This window comes from Pseudoalteromonas shioyasakiensis, from assembly GCF_019134595.1.
GTDB classification, from domain to species: domain Bacteria; phylum Pseudomonadota; class Gammaproteobacteria; order Enterobacterales; family Alteromonadaceae; genus Pseudoalteromonas; species Pseudoalteromonas shioyasakiensis_A.
Map to the genome: position 1 here is coordinate 3,534,836 of NZ_CP077770.1, position 26,876 is coordinate 3,561,711.

General features: G+C 45.7%; 29 protein-coding genes. 12 read left to right on the plus strand and 17 right to left on the minus strand.

The window, feature by feature from the left end; genetic code table 11:
• Positions 1 to 12: 12 nt before the first annotated feature.
• From KQP93_RS16335 to traL, 4 genes are read right to left on the minus strand one after another with little or no spacing between them, the layout of a single operon-like run.
• A complete protein-coding gene (locus tag KQP93_RS16335) occupies positions 13 to 1,302 on the minus strand; it encodes a TraB/VirB10 family protein (RefSeq protein ID WP_217875231.1) in 1,290 nt (429 codons plus the stop codon).
• Between the two features lie 2 nt (positions 1,303 to 1,304).
• On the minus strand, positions 1,305 to 2,201 hold the full coding sequence (locus KQP93_RS16340) for a TraK domain-containing protein (protein WP_217876809.1): 897 nt from the start codon (positions 2,199 to 2,201) through the stop codon (positions 1,305 to 1,307).
• The gene (locus KQP93_RS16345) at positions 2,185 to 2,811 is read right to left on the minus strand and encodes a type IV conjugative transfer system protein TraE (RefSeq protein ID WP_217875232.1); all 627 of its coding nucleotides are present in this window, start codon (positions 2,809 to 2,811) and stop codon (positions 2,185 to 2,187) included. Before KQP93_RS16345 ends, KQP93_RS16340 begins: the two co-directional genes overlap by 17 nt.
• Complete coding sequence (traL, locus tag KQP93_RS16350; protein ID WP_040132784.1) at positions 2,808 to 3,089, minus strand: type IV conjugative transfer system protein TraL; 282 nt, start codon at positions 3,087 to 3,089, stop codon at positions 2,808 to 2,810. The genes KQP93_RS16345 and traL overlap by 4 nt, the downstream gene beginning before the upstream one ends.
• A gap of 233 nt (positions 3,090 to 3,322) precedes the next feature.
• Here traL and KQP93_RS16355 point away from each other — a divergent pair, with 233 nt between their 5' ends.
• The gene (locus KQP93_RS16355) at positions 3,323 to 3,613 is read left to right on the plus strand and encodes a HigA family addiction module antitoxin (RefSeq protein ID WP_217875233.1); all 291 of its coding nucleotides are present in this window, start codon (positions 3,323 to 3,325) and stop codon (positions 3,611 to 3,613) included.
• Between the two features lie 201 nt (positions 3,614 to 3,814).
• Here the strand turns inward: KQP93_RS16355 and KQP93_RS16360 are convergent, their stop codons facing one another.
• The 8 genes from KQP93_RS16360 to KQP93_RS16395 all read right to left on the minus strand — a co-directional run bounded on the left by KQP93_RS16360 (position 3,815) and on the right by KQP93_RS16395 (position 12,193).
• Positions 3,815 to 4,921, minus strand: coding sequence for a Fic family protein (locus KQP93_RS16360; RefSeq protein WP_217875234.1), 1,107 nt, complete (start codon positions 4,919 to 4,921; stop codon positions 3,815 to 3,817).
• Positions 4,922 to 5,073: 152 nt separating this feature from the next.
• Positions 5,074 to 5,709, minus strand: a complete 636-nt coding sequence (locus KQP93_RS16365) for a DUF4400 domain-containing protein (RefSeq protein ID WP_217875235.1) — start codon at positions 5,707 to 5,709, stop codon at positions 5,074 to 5,076.
• Positions 5,696 to 6,256, minus strand: coding sequence for a conjugative transfer protein (locus KQP93_RS16370; RefSeq protein ID WP_074989428.1), 561 nt, complete (start codon positions 6,254 to 6,256; stop codon positions 5,696 to 5,698). Before KQP93_RS16370 ends, KQP93_RS16365 begins: the two co-directional genes overlap by 14 nt.
• Positions 6,257 to 6,265: 9 nt before the next feature.
• Positions 6,266 to 8,101: a conjugative transfer system coupling protein TraD gene (traD, locus tag KQP93_RS16375; protein ID WP_217875236.1), complete on the minus strand. Its 1,836-nt coding sequence runs from the start codon at positions 8,099 to 8,101 to the stop codon at positions 6,266 to 6,268.
• A 47-nt stretch (positions 8,102 to 8,148) separates the two neighbouring features.
• Positions 8,149 to 10,299, minus strand: a complete 2,151-nt coding sequence (mobH, locus tag KQP93_RS16380; protein ID WP_217875237.1) for a MobH family relaxase — start codon at positions 10,297 to 10,299, stop codon at positions 8,149 to 8,151.
• Positions 10,300 to 10,433: 134 nt separating this feature from the next.
• Entirely contained in the window at positions 10,434 to 10,847 is a 414-nt protein-coding gene (locus KQP93_RS16385) for a hypothetical protein (RefSeq protein WP_217875238.1), read from the minus strand.
• 196 nt (positions 10,848 to 11,043) lie between these two features.
• On the minus strand, positions 11,044 to 11,211 hold the full coding sequence (locus KQP93_RS16390) for a hypothetical protein (RefSeq protein WP_217876817.1): 168 nt from the start codon (positions 11,209 to 11,211) through the stop codon (positions 11,044 to 11,046).
• Positions 11,212 to 11,284: 73 nt separating this feature from the next.
• A complete protein-coding gene (locus KQP93_RS16395; RefSeq protein WP_217875239.1) occupies positions 11,285 to 12,193 on the minus strand; it encodes a 3'-5' exonuclease in 909 nt (302 codons plus the stop codon).
• Between the two features lie 655 nt (positions 12,194 to 12,848).
• On the opposite strand from KQP93_RS16395, the gene umuD reads away from it, so the two are divergent.
• On the plus strand, positions 12,849 to 13,298 hold the full coding sequence (gene umuD, locus KQP93_RS16400; protein ID WP_217875240.1) for a translesion error-prone DNA polymerase V autoproteolytic subunit: 450 nt from the start codon (positions 12,849 to 12,851) through the stop codon (positions 13,296 to 13,298).
• Positions 13,299 to 13,305: 7 nt separating this feature from the next.
• Positions 13,306 to 14,574, plus strand: a complete 1,269-nt coding sequence (gene umuC, locus KQP93_RS16405) for a translesion error-prone DNA polymerase V subunit UmuC (RefSeq protein WP_217875241.1) — start codon at positions 13,306 to 13,308, stop codon at positions 14,572 to 14,574.
• A 10-nt stretch (positions 14,575 to 14,584) separates the two neighbouring features.
• Here the strand turns inward: umuC and mobI are convergent, their stop codons facing one another.
• Positions 14,585 to 15,010: a conjugative transfer protein MobI(A/C) gene (gene mobI, locus KQP93_RS16410; protein WP_440590086.1), complete on the minus strand. Its 426-nt coding sequence runs from the start codon at positions 15,008 to 15,010 to the stop codon at positions 14,585 to 14,587.
• A 482-nt stretch (positions 15,011 to 15,492) separates the two neighbouring features.
• On the opposite strand from mobI, the gene KQP93_RS16415 reads away from it, so the two are divergent.
• The 4 genes from KQP93_RS16415 (at position 15,493) to KQP93_RS16430 (ending at position 18,269) form a co-directional block, all read left to right on the plus strand.
• Positions 15,493 to 16,467 carry a ParM/StbA family protein gene (locus KQP93_RS16415; RefSeq protein WP_217875243.1) on the plus strand — a complete coding sequence of 325 codons (975 nt, stop codon included), beginning with the start codon at positions 15,493 to 15,495 and terminating at the stop codon, positions 16,465 to 16,467.
• Positions 16,468 to 16,469: 2 nt separating this feature from the next.
• Complete coding sequence (locus tag KQP93_RS16420) at positions 16,470 to 16,736, plus strand: hypothetical protein (RefSeq protein WP_064663272.1); 267 nt, start codon at positions 16,470 to 16,472, stop codon at positions 16,734 to 16,736.
• A gap of 14 nt (positions 16,737 to 16,750) precedes the next feature.
• Positions 16,751 to 17,977, plus strand: coding sequence for a tyrosine-type recombinase/integrase (locus KQP93_RS16425; protein WP_217875244.1), 1,227 nt, complete (start codon positions 16,751 to 16,753; stop codon positions 17,975 to 17,977).
• 88 nt (positions 17,978 to 18,065) lie between these two features.
• Positions 18,066 to 18,269: a helix-turn-helix transcriptional regulator gene (locus KQP93_RS16430; RefSeq protein WP_217875245.1), complete on the plus strand. Its 204-nt coding sequence runs from the start codon at positions 18,066 to 18,068 to the stop codon at positions 18,267 to 18,269.
• Positions 18,270 to 18,557: 288 nt separating this feature from the next.
• Here KQP93_RS16430 and KQP93_RS16435 read toward each other — a convergent pair whose 3' ends face one another.
• Positions 18,558 to 18,956, minus strand: a complete 399-nt coding sequence (locus KQP93_RS16435; RefSeq protein WP_217875246.1) for an acyl-CoA thioesterase — start codon at positions 18,954 to 18,956, stop codon at positions 18,558 to 18,560.
• Positions 18,957 to 18,992: 36 nt separating this feature from the next.
• Here KQP93_RS16435 and KQP93_RS16440 point away from each other — a divergent pair, with 36 nt between their 5' ends.
• Positions 18,993 to 19,697, plus strand: coding sequence for a 2OG-Fe(II) oxygenase (locus tag KQP93_RS16440; protein WP_054563475.1), 705 nt, complete (start codon positions 18,993 to 18,995; stop codon positions 19,695 to 19,697).
• Positions 19,698 to 19,767: 70 nt separating this feature from the next.
• Here KQP93_RS16440 and envZ read toward each other — a convergent pair whose 3' ends face one another.
• Complete coding sequence (gene envZ, locus KQP93_RS16445; RefSeq protein ID WP_217875247.1) at positions 19,768 to 21,063, minus strand: two-component system sensor histidine kinase EnvZ; 1,296 nt, start codon at positions 21,061 to 21,063, stop codon at positions 19,768 to 19,770.
• A gap of 5 nt (positions 21,064 to 21,068) precedes the next feature.
• Positions 21,069 to 21,788 (minus strand): osmolarity response regulator transcription factor OmpR, encoded by a 720-nt coding sequence (ompR, locus tag KQP93_RS16450; RefSeq protein ID WP_054554428.1) that lies wholly within the window; start codon positions 21,786 to 21,788, stop codon positions 21,069 to 21,071.
• A 166-nt stretch (positions 21,789 to 21,954) separates the two neighbouring features.
• Between ompR and greB the strand changes: the two genes are divergently transcribed.
• The 4 genes from greB to KQP93_RS16470 all read left to right on the plus strand — a co-directional run bounded on the left by greB (position 21,955) and on the right by KQP93_RS16470 (position 25,939).
• Positions 21,955 to 22,437, plus strand: a complete 483-nt coding sequence (gene greB, locus KQP93_RS16455; RefSeq protein ID WP_217875248.1) for a transcription elongation factor GreB — start codon at positions 21,955 to 21,957, stop codon at positions 22,435 to 22,437.
• 114 nt (positions 22,438 to 22,551) lie between these two features.
• A complete protein-coding gene (locus KQP93_RS16460; protein WP_054562854.1) occupies positions 22,552 to 22,857 on the plus strand; it encodes a hypothetical protein in 306 nt (101 codons plus the stop codon).
• A gap of 49 nt (positions 22,858 to 22,906) precedes the next feature.
• A complete protein-coding gene (locus tag KQP93_RS16465; RefSeq protein WP_062564797.1) occupies positions 22,907 to 23,488 on the plus strand; it encodes a CBS domain-containing protein in 582 nt (193 codons plus the stop codon).
• Positions 23,489 to 23,623: 135 nt separating this feature from the next.
• Positions 23,624 to 25,939, plus strand: a complete 2,316-nt coding sequence (locus tag KQP93_RS16470) for a Tex family protein (protein WP_217875249.1) — start codon at positions 23,624 to 23,626, stop codon at positions 25,937 to 25,939.
• A 67-nt stretch (positions 25,940 to 26,006) separates the two neighbouring features.
• Here the strand turns inward: KQP93_RS16470 and KQP93_RS16475 are convergent, their stop codons facing one another.
• Positions 26,007 to 26,873 (minus strand): putative metalloprotease CJM1_0395 family protein, encoded by an 867-nt coding sequence (locus KQP93_RS16475; protein WP_217875250.1) that lies wholly within the window; start codon positions 26,871 to 26,873, stop codon positions 26,007 to 26,009.
• Positions 26,874 to 26,876: the final 3 nt, after the last annotated feature.

Below are 26,876 nucleotides of genomic sequence, written 5' to 3' on the forward strand. Positions count from 1 at the left end.
TGCAGGATTTTTTCATCTTCTTGCACCTCCCCCTTGCGAAGTGGCCAACGATAACGAGGCCCCACGAGTGACTATGACTTCAATCTTCCTTGCAGCGTCTACCTCTATGACTGGGAACATATTTTCAGCCATGTCCAAATAGAACTTGGCCACGCGATCCAATGCTTTACCTGTGCCTTTAATCGCAGCGCCTTGCAATGCTTCTTGGCTCATGACTTGCTGGTACAGCTGAGTATCACCGGCATTACCCGTCTGAATCGTCGGAACAGGATTTACATCAAATGCGCCAGCCAAGCCCTGAAGGAATCCAGCCATCATTGATTTGGCCACCAGCTGGCCTTGTTTCGACACTAATCGGCCACGAATACCGGCTTTGCCGTCTTCACCCACGGCATAAGAATCCAGTCGCGTTTCAATGACGCCACCATCTTCTCTCACACATGAAATGGTCTCGCCTCGCAAATAGGCACGCTCAGAGCTCAAATCACCGTAACCTGCGGCGATCAAGAAACACTCTTTGATATCCGCTCTAAATCGGTTGGGTAAAATGGCTTCCTTTTGAATCCTCAGCAATGCAGGAAAAGGTTCACGTCTTGCAGACTCGTGAGTAGGTGCATCCAAACCTGTGATCAAAGTACCTGAGATGATGCTGCCCGCCGGTAAATACAAAGGCGGCGCTTCTTGCACAACAACGTCTGGCTCGACAACCACTTCAGGCCCAATCATACGAATCGTGATTGGCGGCAATGGAACATCTCGTGCTCGTGAACCTTGGCCATTGGCTGGCTGCTGATAGAGCGGATCAGGCAGCGGCGCATTGGCAAAATAGTCGTCTGGGTTAGACGGCAGAGGCTTTTCGTCTTTGGGTAATTCCATGGCAGATAAAGGCACTTCAAAACGGCTATTTGTGCCTTCAACTGCTGCATCACCTCCTGCGCGAACATCATCAAGTTCCGCTCTAAGGCGAGCCAACTCCGCATTGACCTCACTTGGTATAGAAGGCGAACCTGAGCTTAGCCGTCCTGAATCGACGTCACGACGCAAGCGCTCAACTTCACGACGTAACTGTTCATTGCGCTCACTGAGTAGTTTTACGTTCGCAGCCAAACTATCGACCCCAACATCACGAGTATTGGTATCCGTAAGAATGTGCCGGATCGTTTCCTGTCTGTTCCGACTACTTGAGCCATCGTCAGGATTAGGTGAAAACACCATCACCATAAGAATGAGACCACCAGCAATACCAGCAACCGATAGGCCACGCTTCATGTTCGGGCTCATTTGTTCCCATAGTGCTTTCATCGTTATTCACCTCCCACAAGAAGCGAAGGTCGCTGACTTTCCACCGCTTCTTCACGATGATTGCGAACAACCACATACAACTCAGTCTTTTCACCCGGCAACAAGATATTGCGAGGCCAGTAGGCGCTTGCCACTATATCCGGTGCATTACAGGCTATTTCACTGGCTTCTATCGGCTCATCGGCAAAGCTTTCAACCAGACCTACGTAGACGGTGAAGTAATGTCCCGTCACAATTTGCCCCTGCTTAAAACCAAACTTTAAACCTGGCTGAAAACATTTCGGGCTTGTGTCAGTTTGGCCAGCTAAACGGATGTCATAGCCTTGTGGCAACTCATTTAGTGCAAGGCGTCTGAGTAAATCACGTAAGCTATCGACGTATGGCTGAGCCGTTTCCCAAGTGGCGGCTTTTCGGTTAACGACGCCCTTAATAGGCCACTGCTGACCATCAATAGCTAAGGTGATTTCACGCGGTGGAATACGACGAGGTACTAATGTGACAGATAATGCGGGCGCTTCCTGACCAGGCGGAGTGATGTAAAGTGAAACCGGTGATTCTTTGTCCGTGGCCACATATACAACATTCCCCTTGATTTGCGTCTGAGCATCACTGGTTGTTCTCACCTGAGGCGATTCAAACGGCGTCACAATCCGATTCAGATGGCCAAGTGCCACAGGGATCAGTTCATTGACTCCCGGTGTCATCAGTAGCGTTGTTGGCGCATCCGTTGAAACCGTATTGCTTTGAACCGGTGGATTTGCAGTAGCAGACTGCTTCATCACACTGGCTGGCACAATTGGCAATTCCACGTCTGCATACGACGCTTGAGATAACAGGACGCCACTCAAGCTGGTTGCAATTAAGCTTGGTGTCATCCATCGACTAATTTTGGTTCGCATCATTCACCCTCCGGTTTTGCTCTTGGGTCAACTTTTCACGAACGCGCTTCGTTCTAGCTTGCCCCTCGTACGTATCCATCCAACTGAGCTTTGGACGGTATTGCTCAATATCGATGTCAAACTCATAGGTGCGAGTTTGGCGTTGCTCATCGCCAGATGGTCCAGAGACCAAGGAATAACCGGTCACAAAGACATGGCCGGTTTCATACTCGTATTCCACTTGTCTGGGTTGGAATTTGAGCGTGACTCGGTCTTCACGGATTTGTCTTGCCTGAATCTCCAGTGCATCGACCACTTGCTGGTACACCGCTGGAGAAAGTAGCGGCTCAATGGCAACCCGGATGAAAGACACATTACCCGGCGTCACGTTGCCCATAAGCTCAGCCAGGTATAGCCCCCAGGATTCCAGGTAATGTTGAGTAGCTTGGTTTCGTGACACTTCAGCCGTTTCAGATAAGGTTGGCGGTTGAATAGCTACCACGGTATTGCGAGAAAATGCCGCTACCGCAAGCAGCAAATTAGATAGCACCAGCACCGCAATCAGGAACCGTTGCCATCGGTTCTCTAATTGCGTGCCTTGCCATGATTTTAAAAACACGTCGAACTTCACGGCAGATAGCTCCTGATAAATGGGTTAGGGATCGTCTTGGCTTTGGTTGGCAACAGTCCGACCCAGTAAATGGCGTGAAGAATAAAACCATCTGGGCGACCATCACGAAAACGCCGATAGAGCTTGGTTGTCACCAACCCCAACAGGCATAAAACCAAGGCATTACCGGTAAAAATGCCGATCACTAGCCCCAACAGAATGGGAGCCATCTCATCGGCACTCCAAAGCAGGAAGTGCGGCGGGTCGTCGATATAGGATGGAATATTTACAGGTTCCATAGTCACTCCTCGTTGTTTAATTTGAGAAGTGAAGAATGCCTTGGGATTGGCAGCTTCAGTGGTCAGCTAGATGCCGAATTCTTGAAGGTTTTGAGGTGGCTTAGTGATTCTGTACTTACAATCAGATTGATATCGCAACCTTAAGGGTTACAATTAGCTCATGGTAATTCGCACGTTACATTCAGATTCAATGGACGAGATGCAGAAATTGTTAACTACGAGTTTTATAACCAATGACTATGCATAACCCTGCTCACCCTGGTGAGATATTAAAAGAGATGGTCATCGAGCCGTTGGAGTTGACGATTACCGATGTTGCAGAACACTTGAATGTAAGCCGTAAAACCCTATCCAAGGTATTGAACGGACGAGGTGCAATAACTTCGGAAATGGCTGTACGCTTGGAGCTGGCTTTTGCTAAACCCTCTGCTGACCACTGGTTGCGCCTGCAAAATGCTTATGATTTATCAGCTCTCAGAAATCAAAAGACAACGCTGCAAGTCCAATCTTATGAACTAGCGTAGGGATAAAATTGATGTCTCTAAAAACATTGAAAGAAAAGGCACTTAAAAATCATAGTGTTGTACGGGAATATCATAAACTAAGTCGCGAACTTGCTCTAATCGAACGGAAACTTACACGTAAAATCGCTCGAACACACAAACCTTAAGCTAGTTGAAAACTGTCGCTAGTTCTATTGGCGTATTCTCTCAATGTTCGTATTTTTAACTCAAGTGCGCGAGCTTATAACGTGTGCTCCTCCCTCCGGCTTCACTTTTTACCAAGCAACCAATCTCGACCAACACCGCTAAATGACGAGAAGCGGTTGGCTTACTCACTTTTGCCACTTTATGGTATTGCGACGTATTAATGCCTTGGTCAAAATCTCCATCAAGCATTCGATTGAGCACTTTTACTTGCTCTGAGGACAGTCGCGTTTGATCGACATTTCGCCAGAAGTTTGTTTTAAAAACCGTTTGGTCGATTTCTTCGAGCACATTGGTGAAGGTTTCACCTAAGGTGTTTAAAAACCACATAAGCCAAGCGGTAATATCAAGTTCACCTTTCTGGGATTGCTCTAATATTTCGTAGTAGCTTTTACGGTTGGCTAGAATCGCCACTGACATTGCATAGAATCGGACAGATTGGCGCTCAGCCTGGGCCAGCGCCAAATCAGTGAGTAAGCGGGTGATCCTGCCATTGCCGTCATCCAAAGGATGGAGCGTCACAAACCAGAGATGTGTTATCGCAGCTCTAAGTAATGGATCTAAAGTTGGGTCCTCACGAGAGTCATTAAACCAGCGAATAAACACGTCTAGTTCGGACTCAAGTACATCTCGGCTCGGCGCTTCAAAATGCACCGTGGGTTTATCAATCCTACCTGATACAACCTGCATAGGCTCTTCGCCGCGTAACTGCCCTCCTATAACAGGGTTGAACAAGGTGTAGCCCTCAGGAAACAGTCGTTTATGCCATTGTAATATTCTCTCAAGTGAGAGCGGCGAGTCTAAATTCTCCACCGCATCTAACATTATTTCTGCAAGGCCATCAGTGCGTTCAGTGGTTGGAAATGGTTTTTCTTCAGAAAGACCAAGTTTATTAGCCAACGACGAGCGAACAAAAAAAGCGTTGAGCTTCTCACCTTCAATGGCACTCGAATGAATAATGTTCGCCAATAGCGTGTCTAACATACTTTGCTTTTGGTCTTTAGGTTGGCTCGACATCTTGCCCACCAACACCCCTTGGTGAAAGCGAATGTCTCGTAACTTGGGGTCAATAACCTTTTCATCCCAGATAAAGTTTGGCCAGTCAGCTTGTTGCCAGATCCACATCTTGTCGCCTTTTGATTTAAATAACAGCACATTCAAATCATAGCACGATTCGAATAAAACCAACAATCACATCCAATAATGATGCGAATAATGCAGGTATTCATATCATCTTTCGATGTTATCACCTGTCTTGGCAGTCATTAACACTGGCCTCATATCTTCTTCTGCAAGTGACTTAACGCCAATCCCGCCATTAATGCCAAGCCGATGATCAGCGACGGTAACACCACCGGTGGAATAGCCAGCGGGGCGAACAATCCCATAAACAGCAAAATGACGCCTGAGCCCAGGATAATCATGCTGTAGCGGTGAATGATAGGGCTCGAAAAATCAAAGGTTGTCTTCTTAATTTTCCAGGTCATCAAGCCGTCCCACAGCGCCGGTAACATGAGAATAAGCGCAAAGGGCAACCAGACCATCAGCAAAGCAAATCGAGTGAACACCTGGTACAACACATCAAAAAATGCCTGAATACGGTCTTCTACCCAGACAAACCAAAAGCCTCCCATGTTCTCCATCCCTTTAGAGCGCAGTCGCTGTTCTTCAGTGGGGATTAGAAAATCTCGCACAGATTGCTCCATCTGCGTATCCACAATCCATGACTGATACCAGCCATAGCTAGTTTGACCAATCCAATAGCTTGTTTGTGCGCCCAATTGATTTTGGATCATCTGCTTCTCTTTACTAATAACCCGGCCAGTCCAATCACCGGGCACTAACACGCCAATGGCAATAATCTCTAGCATCAGTGCCAGACACAGCAGCCAAACCGACTTATGCTTGCTCATGCCAAACATCCTCTTCTACTCGCGCCAGCATGGCTGCAACGGTTGGCGTCATAATCCGGGCTTTAATCACTTGTTGAAGCCGCTTTGTCGTCGTATGACCACTTTCATAACGCACATCGATGCGTCCTTCAGCTAAATACGCCATCCGATTCGGACGATTACGCATCCAGGTGTGGAAATAGACACCATCCACAGCGGCCCACTCGAAATGGTCAGGATCACGCAGGCGAATCCCCGTTAAAGCACTGGCGGCAGTCCAAGTCAGTGCCTCAATGAAATGCCACAGGCGCACACTGTCATCATCACAACTGACTTCTTCATAACTGCCCAAGCCATTACACAGACACAAATCAAAGATGGAATGGCCATCTAACGTGAGCGCATCCGTTAAATAGTCCGCCAAACAGTGCACTGAAGCCAAAGCGTGAGGCCAATCGGTTTCAAGCAGTCTTAAAGCTTCCTTGAACTGAGGGTTATGTTGCTGCCACTGAGCGAGCATTTCTTTACTGGTAAGTGTTGTCATTTTCAGACAGACAGAATGATGCATACAGACTCCTTATGCTGCCTGTGTAGAGCTGGTTAAAATAGGAATGCGACCTTTAATCACACGGCCACCTGAAAGCTTGGCGATGTACTCCAGGTTGGGAAGCTGGCCTAATAACTGCGGTGGAAACATATCGCCTTCTTCCTCCATCAAGCGCTCGCCATGATTGCCGGTAAATAACGCGGGGCTGTCCGAGTTTGACGACATACCTTGAGTTTGCATGATGTACTGGAACCGAGTCTTAGGCAGATTGTCGGTAATGTACTGCTGCGTTTCGGCATCCATCACCCGAAGGGCTATCAGGTTGTTGATGTTACCTAACACCTGGCGAGCCTTAGCTTCGCTGCCTGTACGAGCGGCAAAGTCAGCAAAGGTCTGAGTAGCAATCACACAACGCATTTTTGCGCCACGGCCTTTGTTGAGCAGTTGAATGAAGGGATCGTTGACGACTTCAGCCGCCTCATCGATGAAGATATTTACGGGACGATTATCAACACCATAGTTATAGCGGTCACCGGCCACGGCGGTGAGATCCGATAAAAGCAACGAACCGATGGCGCTGCCAACCATGGCGTCAGTTAATGAATCCAAGCCGATATACGCCACTTGGGCATTGTTGATAATACGGCCAGAATCCGTAATTAACCGACTGTCATCCACATCGTTTGCAATCGGTGATAACAGTGGGCCCAATTCACTTGATGTGAGCATATTGAGCACCGGCATCAGTGAGGCCACCATCTTTGAATAGTGGGTTCTATCGTGCTCAAACATGCTCAATAGCCCCTCCAAATCGGTATTGGCGGCAACAGGCTGAATGCGTTCGTAGTAGAAAAGCAGCATCGCCATGGCTTGTTTAGCCAAGGTATTGGCCTTTTCGGTAAAGCGCTTGATCTCCACACTAAAGTTCGGATACACCTGCTCCCCCCAGGCTGTGACGGCTTTTACTACCAAGCCTTCCGGGCCACCTTCCAAGAATCGTCTCAGTGTTTTCAGATCAGGACGCTGTGAAGTAAGCAACAAACCTTGCACTATGTTATTCAGTGCCATTTGGCCAAAAGCTTTAAATGGATCAGCACCGGTTTCAGATGGTATTAATGCCGCAATTCGGCTGGCAATTTCAGTGCCTCGGTTAAAGTTTCTCAGGGGATTAAGACGTACTGAATGCTCTGGAAAACCCGGATGAAAATACACAAAGCGCTCAGGACTACCGGCGGCAATACAGGCTCGCTGCGCATTATCCTTAAGCTCCTTGTCTCCCTTGGGGTCAATAATAATCACGGCTTCATTGCGCAAAATGGCCTGAGTGATCATCGCATCAAAGCAACGGGTTTTTCCGGCACCGGTCGTACCGACAATTAAGGTATGCCCCTCAGTGTGTCCAACTGGTTGGTACACATCTTCTTCTTTGGGCTCGACACCATGAATCCAGGTCGAACCCATTTGGCTATTCTTTCGATAAGAGGCGTGACCCTGGTTAAGCAAGGTTTGCTTATCACGTTTTAATATTTCATAAACACGTTGAGCATGACGCTGGTCCCACTCAAAGCCATAACCTAACCACAATTCATCAGGATGTTTTGCCATCACCTTTTGCAAATGCGACAGCGCCATAAAAGCCAATGGTTTTCCTTTTAGTCCCTTCTGCAATTTATAAAGACGATAAGCCTCAGGCAGGCGGTAAAACGCCATGCCCGAGGAAATCCCTGTCATCCACCAAAATGGCTCAGGTGGTAGCTCCGTCAGCATTTCTGCGGCAATCGCCCCTGTTGCACCAACCAGCCAACCTGCTGCTGCCATGGCTTCATAATTCGTGCGCCAAGGCATCTCATATGCGTTTTCTTTCATTCATGCTCCGCAAATAACCGTTTGCAATCCGCTTAATTTCAAATGGATTAACGTTTAGCGTGAGCGGTAAACAGAACCGTTTCCCCCTCATCAAACTGGCATTGGTCACTGGCCGAGATCCCCCGAAGCAGTTGTCCGGCTGGAATGCCATGCTCATTGGCGACTTGGCGTAAGGTTTGAATCGTGACGCGAATACCATCGGCACTATGATCCACGTCTGGGTAATCGCCATCGGTCAGTAAGATGGGCAAATCTTTCACAAAATTAACCATCTGTTGGCGCTGCGCGTGTTTAGGGTCTGTACTTAAGTTCGCATTGGCCGCAATCGGCTTTTGCTTACGCACCGCTGTTGTGGCGGGCTCTTTTGCTTGAGCATTGCTTGTATTAATTCGACTCGGACGCAGTGAAGTCTCTTCGTTCTGAATAGCTGCCGCCGGTTCTGCATCTTGTTTGGAGAGGTCTATCAGTGCAGTTAGCACTTTTGAAATCGATACCTTCAGCAGTAACCCTTGCTCCTGAACGCCATTATTCGAGGTCACAGTTCTGGCCTTACGTGTTGGGTTTGCGGGATCTAATTCAAGCCAATCTAATTGACTGAGTTCAGCAAGCAGTTTTCGAGGAGCACACCAAGGCCTTACGGCATCGGGATAGCGGATCAGTATCTGTTCACCAACCACAACCAGCGCACTGCTGGCTTCTGGGAGCCACGCCAAAGATTCAGGTAGATTCAATGCCTCTGCAACGTGCTGGATTACGTTATTTGAGATAGCGCCATCATTTAAATTGTTAGGCTTTTCATATCCATCACCCGGAACATTTTCATTTGCCTGAAGGTGATTAACATCACTGGCATGACGAAGTTCATCATCTTGTTCGGACGATTTTGTCGATGGTGACTCAGTTGAATTGCTGTGATCGATTGATGATGACTCTTCAGGCAAGTCTGAATGCTCACTGGAACGACTCTGAGGCTCTGCTTGTGTTTGCTGTGTTGCTTCCCACTCAGGTTTGCTGAACAGTCTCACGCTACTTGGTACATTCGAGCTGAACAATAAATCGGCCTCAGATATATGCAGCATGGGTAGCCAGATTGGCTTGTCGTCTTTGATCAGCACTTCAGGGGCAAGGCTTTCATATCGCTCATTTGAGGCGGATTTCGTGGCTAATCCTCGCTCAATGAGGATGTCCGCAAGGGTATCGGGATCTCTTGGGATGCCAGGTATCTTGTCTTTGGCCAATAGCTCAATGATGTCCTTAGCCGCGCTTTTCCAAACCAGGTAAAGATGGGTTGATTGATTCGATTTTCGTACCCAGACTCTGGCGTCTCGCTGATTGACTAACCACTGGGAACTGGCAAGTAATCGCCTCATGGCATCAAGTAGATAGCGTTCGACTGGGACACCAAGGGCATTGTCGTCAACGGAAATGCGTTGAGCCTTCAGGTCTCGCTGGACACTGGTTTGGTCGGCTTCAATGACCAATTTAGACAGGACATGCTCGGGATCGGTATTGCCAATCGCTTCTAGCATGGCTTGCAAAATTTCAGGGCCAGGTTGAGTTAACCAGGCGAGCAACTCAGGTGTCATCACCCGGTTTAACACCAGAATTGAGAATTGCTCGTGCCGCTTGCACCGTCCGTCGCGCCAGCGAATAAAATAACGTTCAATGCTATTATTATTGGTCCACTGAGATAATGTTTCTAAAAAAGGGTTCCACTGATAGCGTCCATCTTCGTCTGTGATGGACAGGTCTGAAACGGGTTTACCAATATCATGGAACAAACCGCCTAATGCCGCCGCAACACGCCACCTTGGTTCCAGTTCTTTTTTTTCAACCGGGGTGCCACTGGCAACAAAGATGATCCCTTCAGCTGCTTGTGCCGCCCAGAAAGCAACTTCCAACGAATGACGAAATAGACCACCAGCACCACTGTGATGATGATGCTCAGAAGCTGGCAGCAAGTGGACATACGCAGCCAGATGATCAATGCAGGGCTGAATCAACCGTTGAAAATCACGCTGGTTGAAGCCAAGTACCTGGCGAAGTTTGGCAATTAGCTCGTCTTGTGTGGACTGCAAATCCTCGGGTGATGCAGCTGGCAACCCCTTCAGGAATGGCGGATAGCGTGGAATTTCCGTGTCCGGTTGCAATGACAGCTCTGGTAGTGCTTTGGTTTGAAAAAATAGGTTTTTGAACATAGTGAACCTCCGACACGATAGTGTGAAGGTTCAATCTGGTGTTGTCGGTTGATTAGACTCAAATAAACTATATCTTTTAGTACACCCTCATTTTACCTGAACCACCCACCAATTGAGCTACAACGAACTAACACCTATCGCTGAACTACTATATAACTGTCATGATCAGCTGATTTTACAGTAAAGTTCCATTTGCAGGCTTCTGTCGCTTCATAGTTCACATCAGAAAAATCGAAACGCTCACGTGAATATGCCCTTCGACTCGTCCAATAACCCATGCCCTGATCTAAGATTATTTTTACGATTGAAGTGTCCGACAGATGAATAACTAGAGACCTGCCATGTGGCATATTTCGTGGTTCACAAACCTCACTATAAACCTCCAAGTTCAGCTGTCTTCCTAAAGTGTTAATAAAATCAGCTAGAGATCCATCATCGTAAAAATTGTCAGCAACGCAATATGGACTGCGCCCTCTATGATCCTGCTTCGGCTGTGCAGTCATGATTTCAGCAATAAAATCACCTATCGCACGCTTTAAACTTGCCATTAAACTGACTATTAGATGGGCACTAATTGGGCTCACAATATATTTATCAAAATATTCTATTCTTTCAACACGATTATGAAGCTTATCCTTTAAGCCTTCTACATGATCAAATCAGAAACCAACAAACTCTTCACCAAAACACAGAACATTGACATCTAGACGGTCGTCAATGTTCTCTATGATAGTGAACCCACTGTTATTTAGCCGTGAATTCAGCAATCGCGTCTGGAGCAGACTCTTGGCCACAGGACATCAAGTGCTTCCATGGATCTTTAAGAAAGCGCTCGAATGTGATGCCAAATTCAATGATGCGGGCAGAGATGAAGATTTCGCCCCAGTATTCAATGTAGGTGTCTTGGTACATGGAAAGATTCCTCTTGTTGGTTAAACCATGAGTTCACTTTCCATTTTCCAGAGGTTTTCAAATATGCAAGGGGCTATGATAAGGCTTTAAATCGATTGCGGGCATCTTTGTAGTCATAGTGGGCATGTTCTGAACCACGATGATACAAATCATCCAGGTAAGTTTGTTCCTGGGCCAACTCGTCTTCGCTGATTTCGCGCCACCAATGTTTGTTGGCACCTTTAACACCGTCATGCCAACGGTAACCGCGCTCTTTTAAATAGTCCTTTACGTCAAACGGCGCACCAAACGCACGAACTAACACAGTTCGCCTGTCTGCTTCAGACAACAAGTTTGCAACGGACTCGGGCAACAAATAGAACAACCAGGCCATCGCCAAACAATCGGTTGCAGCTCGGTGTCCTTCATAGAACCAACCTAAGCGAAGCAGCAGATACTCAAGTTTCCGACTTTCAAAACCCAGTGCTTTCCAATCTATGCCACTGGCTGAACAGGCCCAAGATAGATGACCTAATGCAGCAAACCGCTTTTCAAAGAAAGGACGATCAAACTGTGCATTATGCGCAACCACCAGCGGATCATCGGATAACCAACTCGCAACCAGTGCATCATCAATGCGCTGGCCTTGCACCATATCATCGGTGATACCGGTTAACTCGGTAATCAGCTCGGGGATTGGCTTGCCGGGATATTCATACAAGCTGATCACATCAACAATCGATACAATCCGCTTAGCCGAGGGGCTGTAAAGCACCTTAACCATACCAAGCTCAATAATGGACTCGTCATCGGCAGACAGTCCGGTTGTCTCTGTATCGAGCAGCACCATTGGCTGTTCATCGCCGACCATAGGAGAAAGTTCAAGTGGCCAGGACTGCGGCTCACGCGTTAATGGAATACGCTCCAGCAATCTAAAATCTTCTGGTCTTTCTGGGATATCCGCGAGGCGCTCTAGCGGAAATGGCGCAGGGGCTCTTGTCATTGATGGTTCCTCTTCAATTCTGTTGTTCGCTTTGGGTTATTTCATTGTGCCCTGTTCGTTTATAAACGCGTTTGTACAAAATGCACCTTGGATACCTCAGCGTTTTTTTAATCTTTCTACTGGGTGAACCCATGTATGAAGGCTTTGGCTAAGCCTTTCAGAAAGTCTTAGCTAAACCGTTTAGGTAACCCTTACCGATACCCTTTACGTATGGCTTAGCCAACCCCTTTTCAAACGGTTGCAAAAGGCTTGAACTGAGTTCGACTGAGCATTTTAATGATGCTCCTGACTTCGCTTTAAGCCAGTAAATTCAATACGAAGCAGAATTTTACTAACTGTTTTTAAATCCTTTGCAAAGGGTTCAACAAGCCTTGTTTGACGGTTACTTGACCCATGCGTTAACCAGTAGCAATAACAGGATCAGTAACAGAAACAAGAGCAGTAGGCAGAAGCAGTATTGTCCAAGCCTTGCAGGCTTTGACGAGGGCGAGCGATCCCCCACATCAAGTTTTTCACCACAAAAAAGAAATCACCCACGACACAACGTCTTACTCGAACAACTACAGTTTTACCTACAATTTTACTTGTAGAAATCAGCATAGCATTAGATACTGTATAAACAAACAGTATTAATTATGATTTTTCGAGGTTCGTCATGAGTGTCTCGCTGATAGGCCGTAGCGGCGCACTTGCCTTCATCAAAGCCAAGCGCCTTCGTATCCCATTGTTCATGGAACGTGTTTCTGCTGGTTTTCCCTCACCAGCGCAGGATTATGTTGAGCAAACGCTCGACCTCAACGAGCTGTGCATCAAGCGACCGGCTGCAACGTTCTTTGTACGTGTTGAAGGTGATTCAATGATTGATGCCGGGATTCACCCAGATGATATTTTGGTGGTTGATCGCTCTGTCCAAGCAGAACACGGTGACATTGTCATCGCGGGTATCCATGGTGAACTCACGGTAAAGGAGCTTCAACTGAGGCCGAGCGTCAAGCTGCTCCCAAGAAACCGAGCATATGAACCTATCCATATTCCTGAAGGGACTGAGTTAGAGATATTTGGTGTGGTCACCAATGTAGTGCGAAACATGCGCCGCAAGTCGTGACTATCCCATGCCTGTATTTGCCTTGGTGGACTGCAACAATTTTTACGCCAGTTGTGAGAAGCTGTTTCGTCCTGATTTAAAAGATACGCCAGTTGTGGTGCTGTCCAACAATGACGGCTGTGTGGTTGCACGCTCGCGTGAAGCCAAGTCACTCGGTATTAAAATGGGCGTACCCGCCTTTCAGATCAAAGCTGAAATACAGCGTCATGGCATTTTGGCTTTTTCGTCCAACTATGCGCTGTATGCAGATTTAAGCAGTCGAGTGATGCGCACTTTGGAAGAGATGGCGCCACGAGTAGAGGTTTACTCCATTGACGAAGCGTTTTTGGACTTAACCGGTATTGAGTCTGCCATATCCCTTGTCGAGTTCGGACAACAAGTGCGAGAGCGGATAGGTAACTGGATTGGGATCACCGTCTGTGTAGGCATTGCACCGACTAAAACACTCGCCAAACTGGCAAACCATGCCGCCAAAAAGTATCCAGCCACTCAGGGCGTTGTAGACCTGACCAATCCTGATCGGCAACGTCGATTACTCGCATTAGTTCCGGTTGATGACGTTTGGGGAGTTGGTAGACGGCTTTCTAAGCGTTTAAATGCGTTGGGTATCACCACAGCCTTAGACCTAGCCAATGCCTCTCCTAGAGCCATCAGAGACCAGTTTTCGGTGGTTTTAGAGAGAACCGTCAGAGAGCTCAATGGCGAGTCGTGCATTGAGCTTGAAGAGATCCCGCCAACTAAGAAACAAATCGTCTGTAGCCGTTCATTTGGCGTAAAAGTAACGCACTTTGAATTGTTACGTGAAGCTGTATGCGAATACGCTACCCGCGCCACTGAGAAGCTTCGCAAAGAACAGCAGCAAGCCAAAGTGCTGACCGTGTTCATACGTACCAGCCCCTTTAAGGACAACGAACCGCAATACAGCAACTCTGCATCGGGCGAGTTGCTGATCCCCAGTTACGATACACGAGATTTTATCGAACTGGCCAATCACTTACTCAAGCGGATATGGAAGGATGGTTTTCGTTATGCCAAAGCGGGCGTCATGCTGTCTGACTTTTACGATCCAGGCATGTTTCAACCAGGACTATTCGATGACGTATCGACCCGCTCTAATAGCCAACAGTTAATGTCTGTATTGGACACCATTAACCAAAGTGGTGCCGGAAAGGTTTTCTTTGCTGGACAAGGTACGAAGAAAGATTGGTCGATGAAGCGAGAGCATTTGTCTCCCGCCTACACAACACGCTGGGACCAGTTGCCGCGAGTGAAGTAGCGCAGTTAACTCAATAGACATTCACTCTGCGACGCAGCATGTTGAGCTTATCAACCTGGCGTCGAATATCACTGAAGAATTCTTCTTTCTCCATGGCCAGCGCTAGCTCCCATTCTTTGGCCAAACCTTGGCAGTCCAAAAATGCGTATCTCAGCTTCGTCTTTGAAATACGCAGCCCTTTACTAAAGACTACACGCTTGCCTCGTTGACCGTGAAAGCTGTTGATATACCACTCTATGCCAAAGCCATACTTAAAGTCTCTGATACGGACACCAAGCAGCCCCCAGTCTTTAAAGGGCGCATTCTCGCGAACCTTGTAATGGGTAACCCAAAAGTCATCAACTTCAGCTCGTGCCAGTGCTTTTAGCCTGTCCGTTTCTTGCTGAAGTAAATCTGATACCTCTGCTTTCCATTGTTCATTGACGATTTCTACCAAACCAATTTCCCCATCCAATTAACCCCAAAAGCCAAAACCACTATCCGTTTGGCTTTTGGATCGAAACGCCAAACGTAAAACTGCCGTAACAATCACTGTTTGGCGTCTCGATATAAATCAACTCGCGCAATCCCATACCTGACAAGGGATACAGGCCGATTTTACTTAAAAACGCCTAAAAAGACGTATTGCCATGAAAATACAAACCGTTTGGCAAGTTCAGGCCAGAATGCAAACGACGTTTGGCGTCTCGATTTTTTTGGCTCAGTCATCCGCCGCCAAACAGAGCCTATTCTCATACTTTTGCGAAAATGCAATAGGCAGATAGATGAAAGGATTTGTCACCTTTCTGCCCACCGCCAGTACACCGAATCCTGATAATGACATTTGAGTGAACCGCCAGAGCACTTGGACATGCCCAAGCGTGAACAGCGCGGTTAGTTGAAAACCGTTAGAGCACTTTGAGTGCACAGGAGATAAGTATGTTTGTACTAGGCGTAGATATCGGTTACTCAAACCTGAAGCTGGCAATTGGCCAATCAGGCAGTGAACCGAAAACCATTATTCTGCCTGCGGGTGCCGGTCCTGCGGATCGTATGCCGGAGCGTATCGGTGGAGGCGATGATGAAACTTGTTTGTATGTGTCTGTCGATAATGAGCGTTGGGCCGCTGGAGTGCCTGCTGGACGCCTTCAAGGCTGGGAGCGAGAGCTTCACCCGGAGTATCCCACCACAAAGACCTATAAGGCGCTTTTTCATGCCGCCTTGTTAATGGCTGAAACTGACTCCATCGATTTGGTTGTCACTGGATTACCGGTTTCCCAGTTTCATGAACCACAACGTAAGTCTGACCTTGTGCAGCGTTTAAAAGGTGTCCATCAAGTGACACCTAAGCGCAGCATCACTGTTCATGACGTCAAAGTGCTGCCGCAGCCTGCCGGTGCCTACATGGATCTGGTTCAAACAGGTGGTGATTTGGGCTTGATTGAAGAAGGTCGCGTCGTCGTCATCGATCCCGGCTTCTTTTCTGTTGACTGGGTTGCCCTTGAGGCCGGAGAAATTCGCTACAGCTCATCAGGAACCAGTCTTCAGGCGATGTCCGTGCTACTGGAAACCATTGATAAGCTGATTTCGGAAGATCACGGTGCCAAAGTCGGAATGGATCGACTTGAAAAAGCCATGAGAACCGGCGACTTGCAGGTGCTGCTATTTGGAGAAAAAGTCGATATTTCACCTTATCTGAATGCTGCCATGAAAAAGGTAGCGCCTGTCGCTCTTACAGCCATGCGCCAATCCATGCGTGACGAAAGCATTAATGCGGACTTGGTATTGATCGCCGGAGGTGGAGCCTTGGCTTATAAGGAAGCGGCCAAGGAGATTTTTTCACGAAGCAAGATTATCGTGCCGGAACAGCCGGTTTTGGCGAATGTCCGAGGCTTCTGGTTTTATGGGGCGTGATCATGAGAGTCGTCGTCAACATTCCCCCAGGGAGCCACCCTGAACTGCTCAAAGAATTAGAAAAGACGCCGCCACGGGAACGCGCTGAGCGCCTGCGGATGCTGGCCACCTTTGGCTTAATTCACATGAGCCAACCCAATCTATCCACGTCATCTGCACCGGTGGATGGCCATGCTCCAGAAGTTGAAATTACTTCTGTGAGTACAGCGCCAGAACCCAAAGCAGAATCACGTAAACAATCATTAAAATCAAAACTTCGGTTTGACTAATTAGGGGGGTATTTATGAAGTTGTCAGATGCAAAATGCAGAAATATCAAACCTACCGAAAAAATACAAAAATTAACCGATGGCGCAGGTCTGTATTTAGAAGTTAAACCATCAGGAGCAAAAAAATGGCGTTACCGGTATCGCATTGCTGGGAAAGAAACAGTTTTTACAATTGGTGATTATCCTACAATTAGCCTTAGTGAAGCCAGAATTAAGCGCCAAGAGGCGACTGAACTAGTAAAAGAAGGTAAACATCCAACGACAATCAGACAGTCTCGAAAGGTTAAAAACGAATGGGAAAGCGTTAATACCTTTCAAGCGTTGGCTCATGAGTGGATAGAAAAGAATAAGTCCAAGTGGTCCGAAAACTACAAGCGCCAGATTGAAATCAATTTACGGCGTTATGTGTTTCCGTCAATTGGCAAGCTGCCAATCAAGTCTGTTGAATCAGCCCATATTTTGGTAATTGTCCAAAAAATAGAGAAACAAGGTGTTGATAAAAGAAAAGGTAAGAAAGGATCACCTTCAATTGCATTGCTTGTAAAGCAATGGTGCGGAGCAATTTTCCGGTATGCAGTAGTAACATTAAGGGCTGAATACGATCCGGCAGCCCCCATTCAAGGAGCTATTACAAGACCGAGAGTCAGGCATCATCCTCATTTAGAAGGCCCAGAACTAAGCGGTTTTATGAGAGCGTTAAACGCCTATGAAGAACGAGGAATGCGACAAACCATAATTGCATTGAGGTTACTACTGCTTACCTTTGTTCGAAACGGCGAGCTACGTCTTGCAATTTGGGATGAGTTTGATCTAGAAAATGCGATATGGCGAATTCCTGGCGAACGTATGAAAATGCGGGAGCCTCATGTCGTACCATTATCCAAACAAGCCATGCAACTTTTAAGAGAGCTTAAAACTTTTACAGGGCCATTTGGTTTTATTTTTCCAAATCGCTCTACTGCAAATACGGCGATGAGCAACACCACGATAAATAGAGCCATAGAGTACATGGGCTATAAAGCCCGTATTACTTCGCATGGATTCAGGGGTACGGCATCAACAGTGCTTCATGAGCACGAATGGCCACACGAAATTATTGAGAGGCAACTCGCGCATGCCGAACGAAATTCTGTAGTAAAAGCTTATAACCATGCTCAGCATCTATCTAAGCGCAGAGAGATGATGCAATGGTGGGCGGATTATTTGGATGAAATCGAATCTAAGGCACTGGAGGTCGATTGATTAAGTGATGAATTTTTGCATCTTGCTGACCTGCACTGGTTCTCCTCACACTTCATAATACTCCTGAATTAAACATTAGGAGTTAGTCATGGATAATCGAATTTTACGTTTACCCCAAGTTATTGAGTTAACTGGTTTCAGTCGAAGCTCAATTTATGCACTCATGAAGACTGGAGAATTTCCGCTCAACATCAAGCTTGGACAAAGGGCTGTGGGGTGGAAGGAGCAGGATATCACCAACTGGATAAATACCAGAGCATCATATACTCAACACTATGCACTCAGTAACTAAAGATAGTACGGGTATGGCCAGAATCATACCCGCATTCATACCCGCATTCATACCCGCATTCATACCCGCAATTTATCAAGATGGTGCTAGAACGCAATAAACGCTACAGGAAAAAAACGTTTTGTAATCAACTAAATGACTTGTAACTACTGGACGTTTATACACCACGCTAGATACTCATGCAGATTATCGATCATTAACAGCATTGCGTGTAACCCAAAATTACTCAGTCAAAATAATGAAGGCGCATTTTACCCCAAGCGTTCATAAATGTCGGCAAAAAATGGCTTATTCCTCAGCGATTAAATGCGCTGTAAGGTCAGCCCTTTCTTGCCCATCAAGTTTTTGCGAGCATTTATTGGCGAAGTCATAACGTACTAGTACGGTTTTACCAACGGCACAGCAGTTATCTTGCTGCCAAGCTTCTTGGCGCAGTACAAATGAACTAGAGCCAATGTGCTCAACACTGGTTTTTACTGTGACATCGTGACCATAAAACAGCTCGCCTACAAAGCTTACTTCAACCTTAGCAATGATCAGTTTCCACTCATAAGGGTTTAAATCGGGCGTAAAAAACCTGAAAATAGGCGCTCGGGCGGCTTCAAACCATACAGGGAGTACGGTATTGTTGATGTGCCCTAGCACATCTGTTTCGCTAAAGCGTGGTGTGATAGTTTCAGTAAACATAGTAACCCTATAAAAAATATAAACTAAAGGTAGCTCATGACGGACTTTATTCGCGTATACGAAAACGCCCTCAGCAAAGAATTTTGCGACAACTTTATCACGGTATTTGAACAAAGCCCGCATTTAAAACAAGGCATTACCTCAGGCGGAGTAGATTTAGCGAAAAAAGACAGCCGCGATTTATACCTTAATAACCACCCAGAATACGCTGAGCAACTAAAGCATATTCAACAAACGACTGCGGGTTACGTCTTCAAATACCTTGAAGAGCATATTTTTATGATGATTGGTGCCTTTGGTTTAAAGGTTTACCACCCGCAAACAGGCAAACCTGTTGACTTAACACAGGATAACTTTGAAGAAGTCGGCAAACCACAATTGCCATTACTCGTGCAGCAAATTTTCCGCATGGGTCCAATTCAAGCACAGAAATACGATATCAATAAAGGTGGCTACCCTTATTGGCATAGCGAGGTATATCCGCAAGCGGGCCACAACGAAGCCCTACATCGCGTGCTGTTATTTATGTTCTATTTAAATGATGTAGAAGAAGGTGGTGAAACTGAGTTTTACTATCAACAACGAAAAATATCACCAAAACAAGGCTCTATGGTCGTAGCACCGGGCTATTTTACCCACACGCACCGTGGTAATAAGCCAATTTCAAATGATAAGTATATTTTAACCTCGTGGGTCTTATTCAACCGCGCGGAACAAATTTATGGCCAACCACAATCCTAGCGGTAATAAGCAGCCCACTCGGGCTGCTTGAAACTTATAACTTATAGTTAAGGCTTAAAGCTGAATACTTTTAAAACGGCAAATAGATTTGCGCACTGAGACCACCTTCTGGGCGATTAAGTAGTTGTACTCGGCCGCCGTGCATATCAACAATGCGCTTAATTATCGCAAGACCTAAACCACTGCCTTCACTACCTCGTGCCGCATCACCTTGTTTGAACGGTTCAAATACAGTTTCAAGTTCGCTTTCAGGAATACCCGGACCGTGATCGTTAACCACTACCATGGCAAACTTTTTATTACTGCTCACGCGGGTTTCAACCTCTATATCACCATCTGAATAGCGAATTGCGTTTTCAATCATATTAGTAACAACACGCTTTATTGCAATCATACTCACTGGCACTTCGCTTAAGCTCGGATTCTCTTTAAAGGTAATAGTGCGGTGATGTTTTTGTTCAGCTTCGACAACTTCTGAAACAATCGCGTTTAAGTCTTCTAGCTCAAGTTCTTCACGTTTGTGGTGACGTAAATATTCAATGAATTGGTCGATAATGGCATTCATGTCTTCAATATCATGAATGATCCCTTCACGCAGATAATCTTCATCGTCCGACATCATTTCGGTGGCAAGGCGAATACGCGTAAGCGGCGTACGCAAGTCATGGGAAACACCCGCCATTAATAATCGCCGGTCATTCTCAAGGGCAGCAATGCCACGCGACATTTGGTTAAACGCACGGGTTACTTCAATGACTTCAGTAGAGCCTTGCTCTTCTAATTTGGTAGAAAAGTCACCTACCCCTACTTTAACAGCGGCTTGTTGCAGTGCTTTTAAAGGTCTATTTAGATGGCGGGCAAACAACCAACCACCGAGCACACTTAAAAAGCCAATACTCGATAAATAAAAGGTTAAGAATTTTAGGTTGTTTTCTTGTAGGCCTGTGAGCGGCACACGTACCCAATAACCCGGTGCTTGCGGTGCTTCAACCCAATAAACAAGTGGATCGGTTTGGCTAATTCGTACCCGAGCAGAGCCATTGAGCTCTTTCGACATACTGCGCGATAGCATGGAGTACTCGCGAGTTTCAGCCAACCCCTCACTCATAGCTTGGCGCTGGGTCATCACTTCGATACCGGTGATCTCAAAAAACTTGTCAGAGGCTTCTTTGCTTACCTCAACCCCTTCTTCCCATTCAATAAACACGGTTTTCACCTGTTTCGAAAGGATCAGGTTTACTTGTTCTATAGTTGGTTTTACAACATAAAAACTAACCGTGATATAAGAGACAATTTGATTGATTAACAGCAGGGCCGCAACCAAAAACACCGTTTGTCCAAACGCACTACGTGGAAACATGCCCATTACTGTTATTTTTCACCGTCTGGCACAAATACGTAGCCTAAGCCCCATACCGTTTGGATATAACGAGGATTAGCAGCATCCACTTCAATCATACGACGTAAGCGTGAAACCTGAACATCGATACTGCGCTCAAGCGCACTGTAATCTCGGCCACGCGCTAAGTTCATCAGTTTATCGCGACTAAGCGGTTCACGAGGATGAGTCACTAATGCTTTTAATACCGCAAACTCACCACTGGTTAACGACATTGTTTTATCACCATGGCTCATTTCGCGGGTCGCAAGGTTTAGTGTGAAGTCACCAAAGCTAATTTCGTTTTCTTCGGCAGCAGGCGCACCTGGCACTTCTTTAGCACGACGACGTAAAATTGCTTTAATACGCGCTAACAGTTCACGTGGGTTGAATGGTTTAGGAATGTAATCATCAGCACCAAGCTCTAAACCGATTATACGGTCAACTTCATCGCCTTTGGCTGTAAGCATTACAATTGGAATGTCATTTTCTTTTTGACGTAAACGACGGCAAATTGATAAACCATCTTCACCTGGTAACATTAAATCTAATACTATCAAGTGGAAGTTCTCGCGCTCTAATAAGCGATCCATCTGCTCTGAATTTGCTGCTGAGCGAACAATAAAGCCTTGTTCTACAAGGTAACGCTCTAGCAAACTACGTAAGCGCATATCGTCATCAACAACCAATACTTTTGTCGTTTCGTGTCCCATAACTTTCATTCTTTTTGTAATATGTTACTTATTAATATAAATGAAAAAGTTAAGAATAAAAAACGAATTACGCGCTTAGATTGTTACTGAACATTTCAAAATCCCACTCGACAAAGGTAAAAGACTTTTATACCTTGCGGCTGGTTTTCTTTTTAGGCTGAATAAAATGGCAAAGACAAATTTAATAACCCGAGAAGGGTATCAGCAATTACAACAAGAACATGACTACTTATGGCATGAAAAGCGCCCTGAAATTACCAAAATTGTTACTTGGGCAGCAAGCTTAGGCGACCGTTCAGAAAACGCCGATTATCAATTTAATAAACGTGTTTTACGACAGATAGATCGCCGTGTACGCTATCTTCGTAAACGCATGCCAGATCTTAAAATTGTTGACTACAACCCACAGCAGGCTGGTAAAGTGTTTTTTGGTGCTTGGGTCGAAATTGAGAATGAGCAAGGCGAAACAAAGCGCTTTCGTATTGTCGGCCCCGACGAAATTTACGAGCGCAAAGATTACATTTCGATTGATGCACCTATGGCTAGAGCGCTACTAGGCAAACAGGTAGATGATGACTTTTCGGTGATCACGCCTGAAGGCGCAAAAGAATGGTATATCAACGAGATAACTTATCCTGATGCGAAATAACTTTTGCCAGAAAATTCAGAAAGCGTTAATTAGTGATTGTTTAGTCTAAAAATGTGATCTATAACTAAAGTTACTCAAGATAAATCATTACTTGAGTTTTAGAAGGTAGTAAATATGTCAAACGCAATACAACGCATAATGAGTAATGCCATTGTATTCGCACTATTAATTAGTGTGAGTTTGATATCTTATGCCAGTGATATAGAGAGCCATTCAGACAGTGTTACGCCAACCGCTCACTTTATTGCGTGTGATAGTGCAGACCCTGCCAACTTAGATACCGACCTCGATAAACATACACCTGCGTTCGTTGCTAATGTAGCCCAACCACTGCCAGATGCACGTGTGGTTTCGTATGTTCACCCTTGTAATAAGGTGTCTGTTTATAGCGCGCACCAGCGAGGGCCACCTGCTTTTTAATTAACTCAAATTTTCTATTTCAGTTTTATTAAAATGTATGGTGACCAAAATGAATAATTTCAAAGAATTACGTCTTCAAGATATCTCTAATGGCGCATTATCTAATGCAGTGAATGAAGTTGAGCCAACACTAGATCTCACTTCTCCAGCTTTAAAAGTACTTAATAGCTTTACTAAAAAAGACCCTTTACGTGCACATTACGGCACCACTATTGTTGATGCTCTAAAGCAAACAAATAGCTGTTGCTCAGATTTTATTTTAGTGGTTGATAGCGAAGATAAACTACTCGGTATCACCTCTAGTGCTGATCTGCAAAGCTCAAAAATAATGATCCTTGCACAGCGCTTGAACTTACACCGTGACGAAATTACCTTACACGATGTAATGACGCCACTTAGCAGCTTAGCTGGTGTGAGCCTGCAAAGCATCAGCTACGCAAGTATTGGCGATGCACTGCAAACCATGGAACACCAAGGTATGATGTTCTTATTAGTAACCAGTGCTAAACAAGAAATATGTGGTTTGATTTCTGCTCGAGAGATCGCTAAAAAATTACATATCCCTGTTAATATCAACCCAATTGCTAATGGCTTTAGCGAAGTATTACAGCAGGTTGATCACCCGCACTAAGCGTTAAAATCTGCGTTGTGTAAGACTATTTTTGCAGGCCTTAAAAGCAGTGCTTTTAAGGCCTTCTTATTGTGATATTATTCAGGCAATTAATCTTCAGTTTTACTGATTTTCTATTTTTAAAAAGGTTTATGCATGAGCAATATCTCTGCACGCTTAGCAACAGAGCTAAGTGCCCAGCAACCACAAGTTGTTGCTGCAATCAAATTACTTGATGAAGGTGCCACAGTTCCTTTTATCGCCCGTTATCGTAAAGAAGTAACTGGTGGCTTAGATGACACGCAACTACGTTTACTTGAACAGCGCTTATCGTATTTACGTGAATTAGAAGAACGCCGTAGCTTTATCCTTAATACTATTGAAGAGCAAGGCAAACTAACAGCCGAGCTAAGTGCTGATATTAATAACGCTGACAGTAAAACTGAGCTTGAAGATTTATATCTGCCTTTCAAACCTAAACGTCGTACAAAAGGGCAAATTGCCATTGAAGCGGGTATTGAGCCGCTTGCCGATGCGCTATTTAACAACCCAAGTCTCGACCCAGAACAACAAGCAAGTGACTACATTAATACTGATGCAGGCTTTGCAGATAATAAAGCGGTGTTAGATGGCGCTAAATTTATCTTAATGGAACGCTTTGCTGAAGACGCCAAACTGCTAGCTAAATTCCGTAGTCATATCGCACAACATGGTCAAATTGAAAGTACTGTAATTGCTGGCCAAGAAAATGAAGGTGTAAAGTACCGCGACTACTTCGAGCATCAAGAACCGCTTAAGAAAGTACCATCACACCGTGCACTTGCTATGCTTCGTGCTCGTAATGAAGGCGTATTACAACTTAGTATCAACCCAGAGCCAAGCGCAGAAAACCCGGCGCAAGTGTGTGCACAAATGATTGCCGATCATTATCGCTTAGATGTTAGCAATTCTGCAGCAAGCGCTTGGTTAATGGGCGTAGTGCAATGGGCATGGAAAATTAAGTTAAGCCTTCACCTTGAGAATGAATTTTTAGGTGCAATGCGCGAAAAAGCAGAAACCGGCGCAATTGACGTTTTTGCTAAGAACCTAAAAGATTTATTAATGGCCGCTCCAGCAGGTCCACGTACCACGTTAGGTCTAGATCCTGGTTTACGTACTGGTTGTAAAATTGCCGTTGTAGATAGCACAGGCAAGCTGTTAACAACACAAACGATTTTCCCGCACGCACCACAAAATCATTGGGACAAATCGCTTCGTACTCTTGAGCAATTATGCCGCCAGCATAAAGTTGAGCTAATCGCTATTGGTAATGGTACGGCTTCACGTGAATCTGACAAATTAGTAGCTGAACTGATTAAAGCCAACACTGAGCTTAAACTTAATAAAGTGATGGTTAGTGAAGCAGGCGCTTCTGTTTATTCGGCATCTGAGTTTGCCGCTAATGAATTCCCTAACCTTGATGTTTCACTACGTGGTGCTGTGTCTATTGCGCGCCGCTTACAAGATCCACTTGCTGAGCTGGTAAAAATTGAGCCTAAATCAATCGGTGTAGGTCAGTATCAGCACGATGTATCGCAAAGCCAACTTGGTCAAACGCTAACATCCGTGGTTGAAGACTGTGTAAACTCAGTAGGTGTAGACTTAAATATGGCGTCGGTGCCACTACTGACTCGCGTATCTGGCTTAAACAAAACCTTAGCACAAAATATTGTTAGCTACCGTGATGCAAATGGCTCATTTAGCAAACGCTCTGAACTTAAAAAAGTTGAACGTTTAGGGCCAAAAGCATTTGAGCAAGCTGCCGGTTTCTTACGTATCAGCACAGGCACAGATCCTCTTGATAACTCGTCAGTTCACCCTGAAGCCTACCCTGTTGTTAAGCGTATCTGCGAGAAGAACAGCTTAGATGTAAATAGTCTAATTGGTAACTCTGACATCCTAAACAAGCTCGTTGCGAACGACTACACAGACGAAAAATTTGGTTTACCAACGGTTACCGACATTATCAAAGAACTTGATAAACCAGGTCGTGACCCGCGCCCTGAGTTTAAAACAGCTGAATTTAAAGCCGGTGTTGAAACCATTAACGACCTAAAACCCGGTATGATTTTAGAAGGTGTAGTGTCTAACGTTGCTAACTTTGGTGCCTTCGTTGATGTGGGCGTACACCAAGATGGTTTAGTGCATATTTCTGCGATTACTAACAAGTTTATCTCTGATCCACGTGAAGTGGTTAAAGCTGGCGATATTGTAAAAGTAAAAGTAGTTGAAGTAGATGCTGCTCGTAAACGTATTAGCTTTACCATGCGTTTAGACGATGATGTTGATACCAGTAAGAAAGCCGCACCAGCTAGCAAACCTAAGCCAGCTGCGAAAGCGAAAAGTGCACCTAAGCAAAAACGCGAATTTGGCAATGTTGCCATGGGTAATGCCTTTGCAGATGCATTTGCCAATGCAAAAGTGAAAAAATAATAGGCTGTAGGTATAAGTCGAAAAAACCGCGTGAGTTTTCACTTACGCGGTTTTTTATTTAAGAGGGTTAAATAAAGGCAGAGAACTGGTTTTGGTTAGTGGGCGAGGTTGCCGCTTGATAAAAATTAGCAATACGTGCTGCGCGCTCGTCTACTTCAACATCACGCTTTGCTGTTTTGGTTTCGCTGGTTTGAGTAGCGCTATCTTCGGCATAATCACTGTTTATTTTGAAAGTCGAATTGCCTGAGTCAGCATCGACATCAGCTGATTGACTGGCAAGCTCAGCTTGCGCTGACATAAGCTTTTGTGTGGCATCGGCAGCAATTGAGCGGTCAGCACTTGAAGGCTCTTGTGGTGCAAGCGCAGCTGCACGCACCGTCTGCATTTTTTCGATTGTAGCTTTTGGGTCGCCTTTAATTTCAGCAACATCAATTTGCACCTCGCCGCCCACAGCATAGTTTGTACCATCAGGGCCGCGTTGATACTCATAGCTTGGCGAGCCTGCATATTGACCACCAACCGTCGCATGCGCTTGTTCATGAATACGCACTTCGGTATCGCGGGCTTTTAGCTCTTTAATTTGCTCAGCGTCTTGTTGCTCTTGCTCAGCAACCTTTTGCTCTTTTTGCTGCTCTTGTTTAGCTTCTTGCTGTTCTTGCTCTGATTGTTCAGGCTCGCCTTGTTCGCTACCTTGTTGGCGCTCTTCAATCACTTTGTCTTCAGCAAGACGACCTTTAGCATCATACGTACCCGCCTCAGAACCTGGCTGCTTGGTTTTGTCGCCATCATTCAGGGTTTTATTTTCTGCGTTACTCGGCTTAGTAGCAGCAGGAGGTGGGATCACTTCACGTAACTGATTATCACGGCGAGCACTTTCAGTGTGTACATTCGCCGTGTTGATATTAATCGAAGGAAACGGAGTGACGATATTCATAAG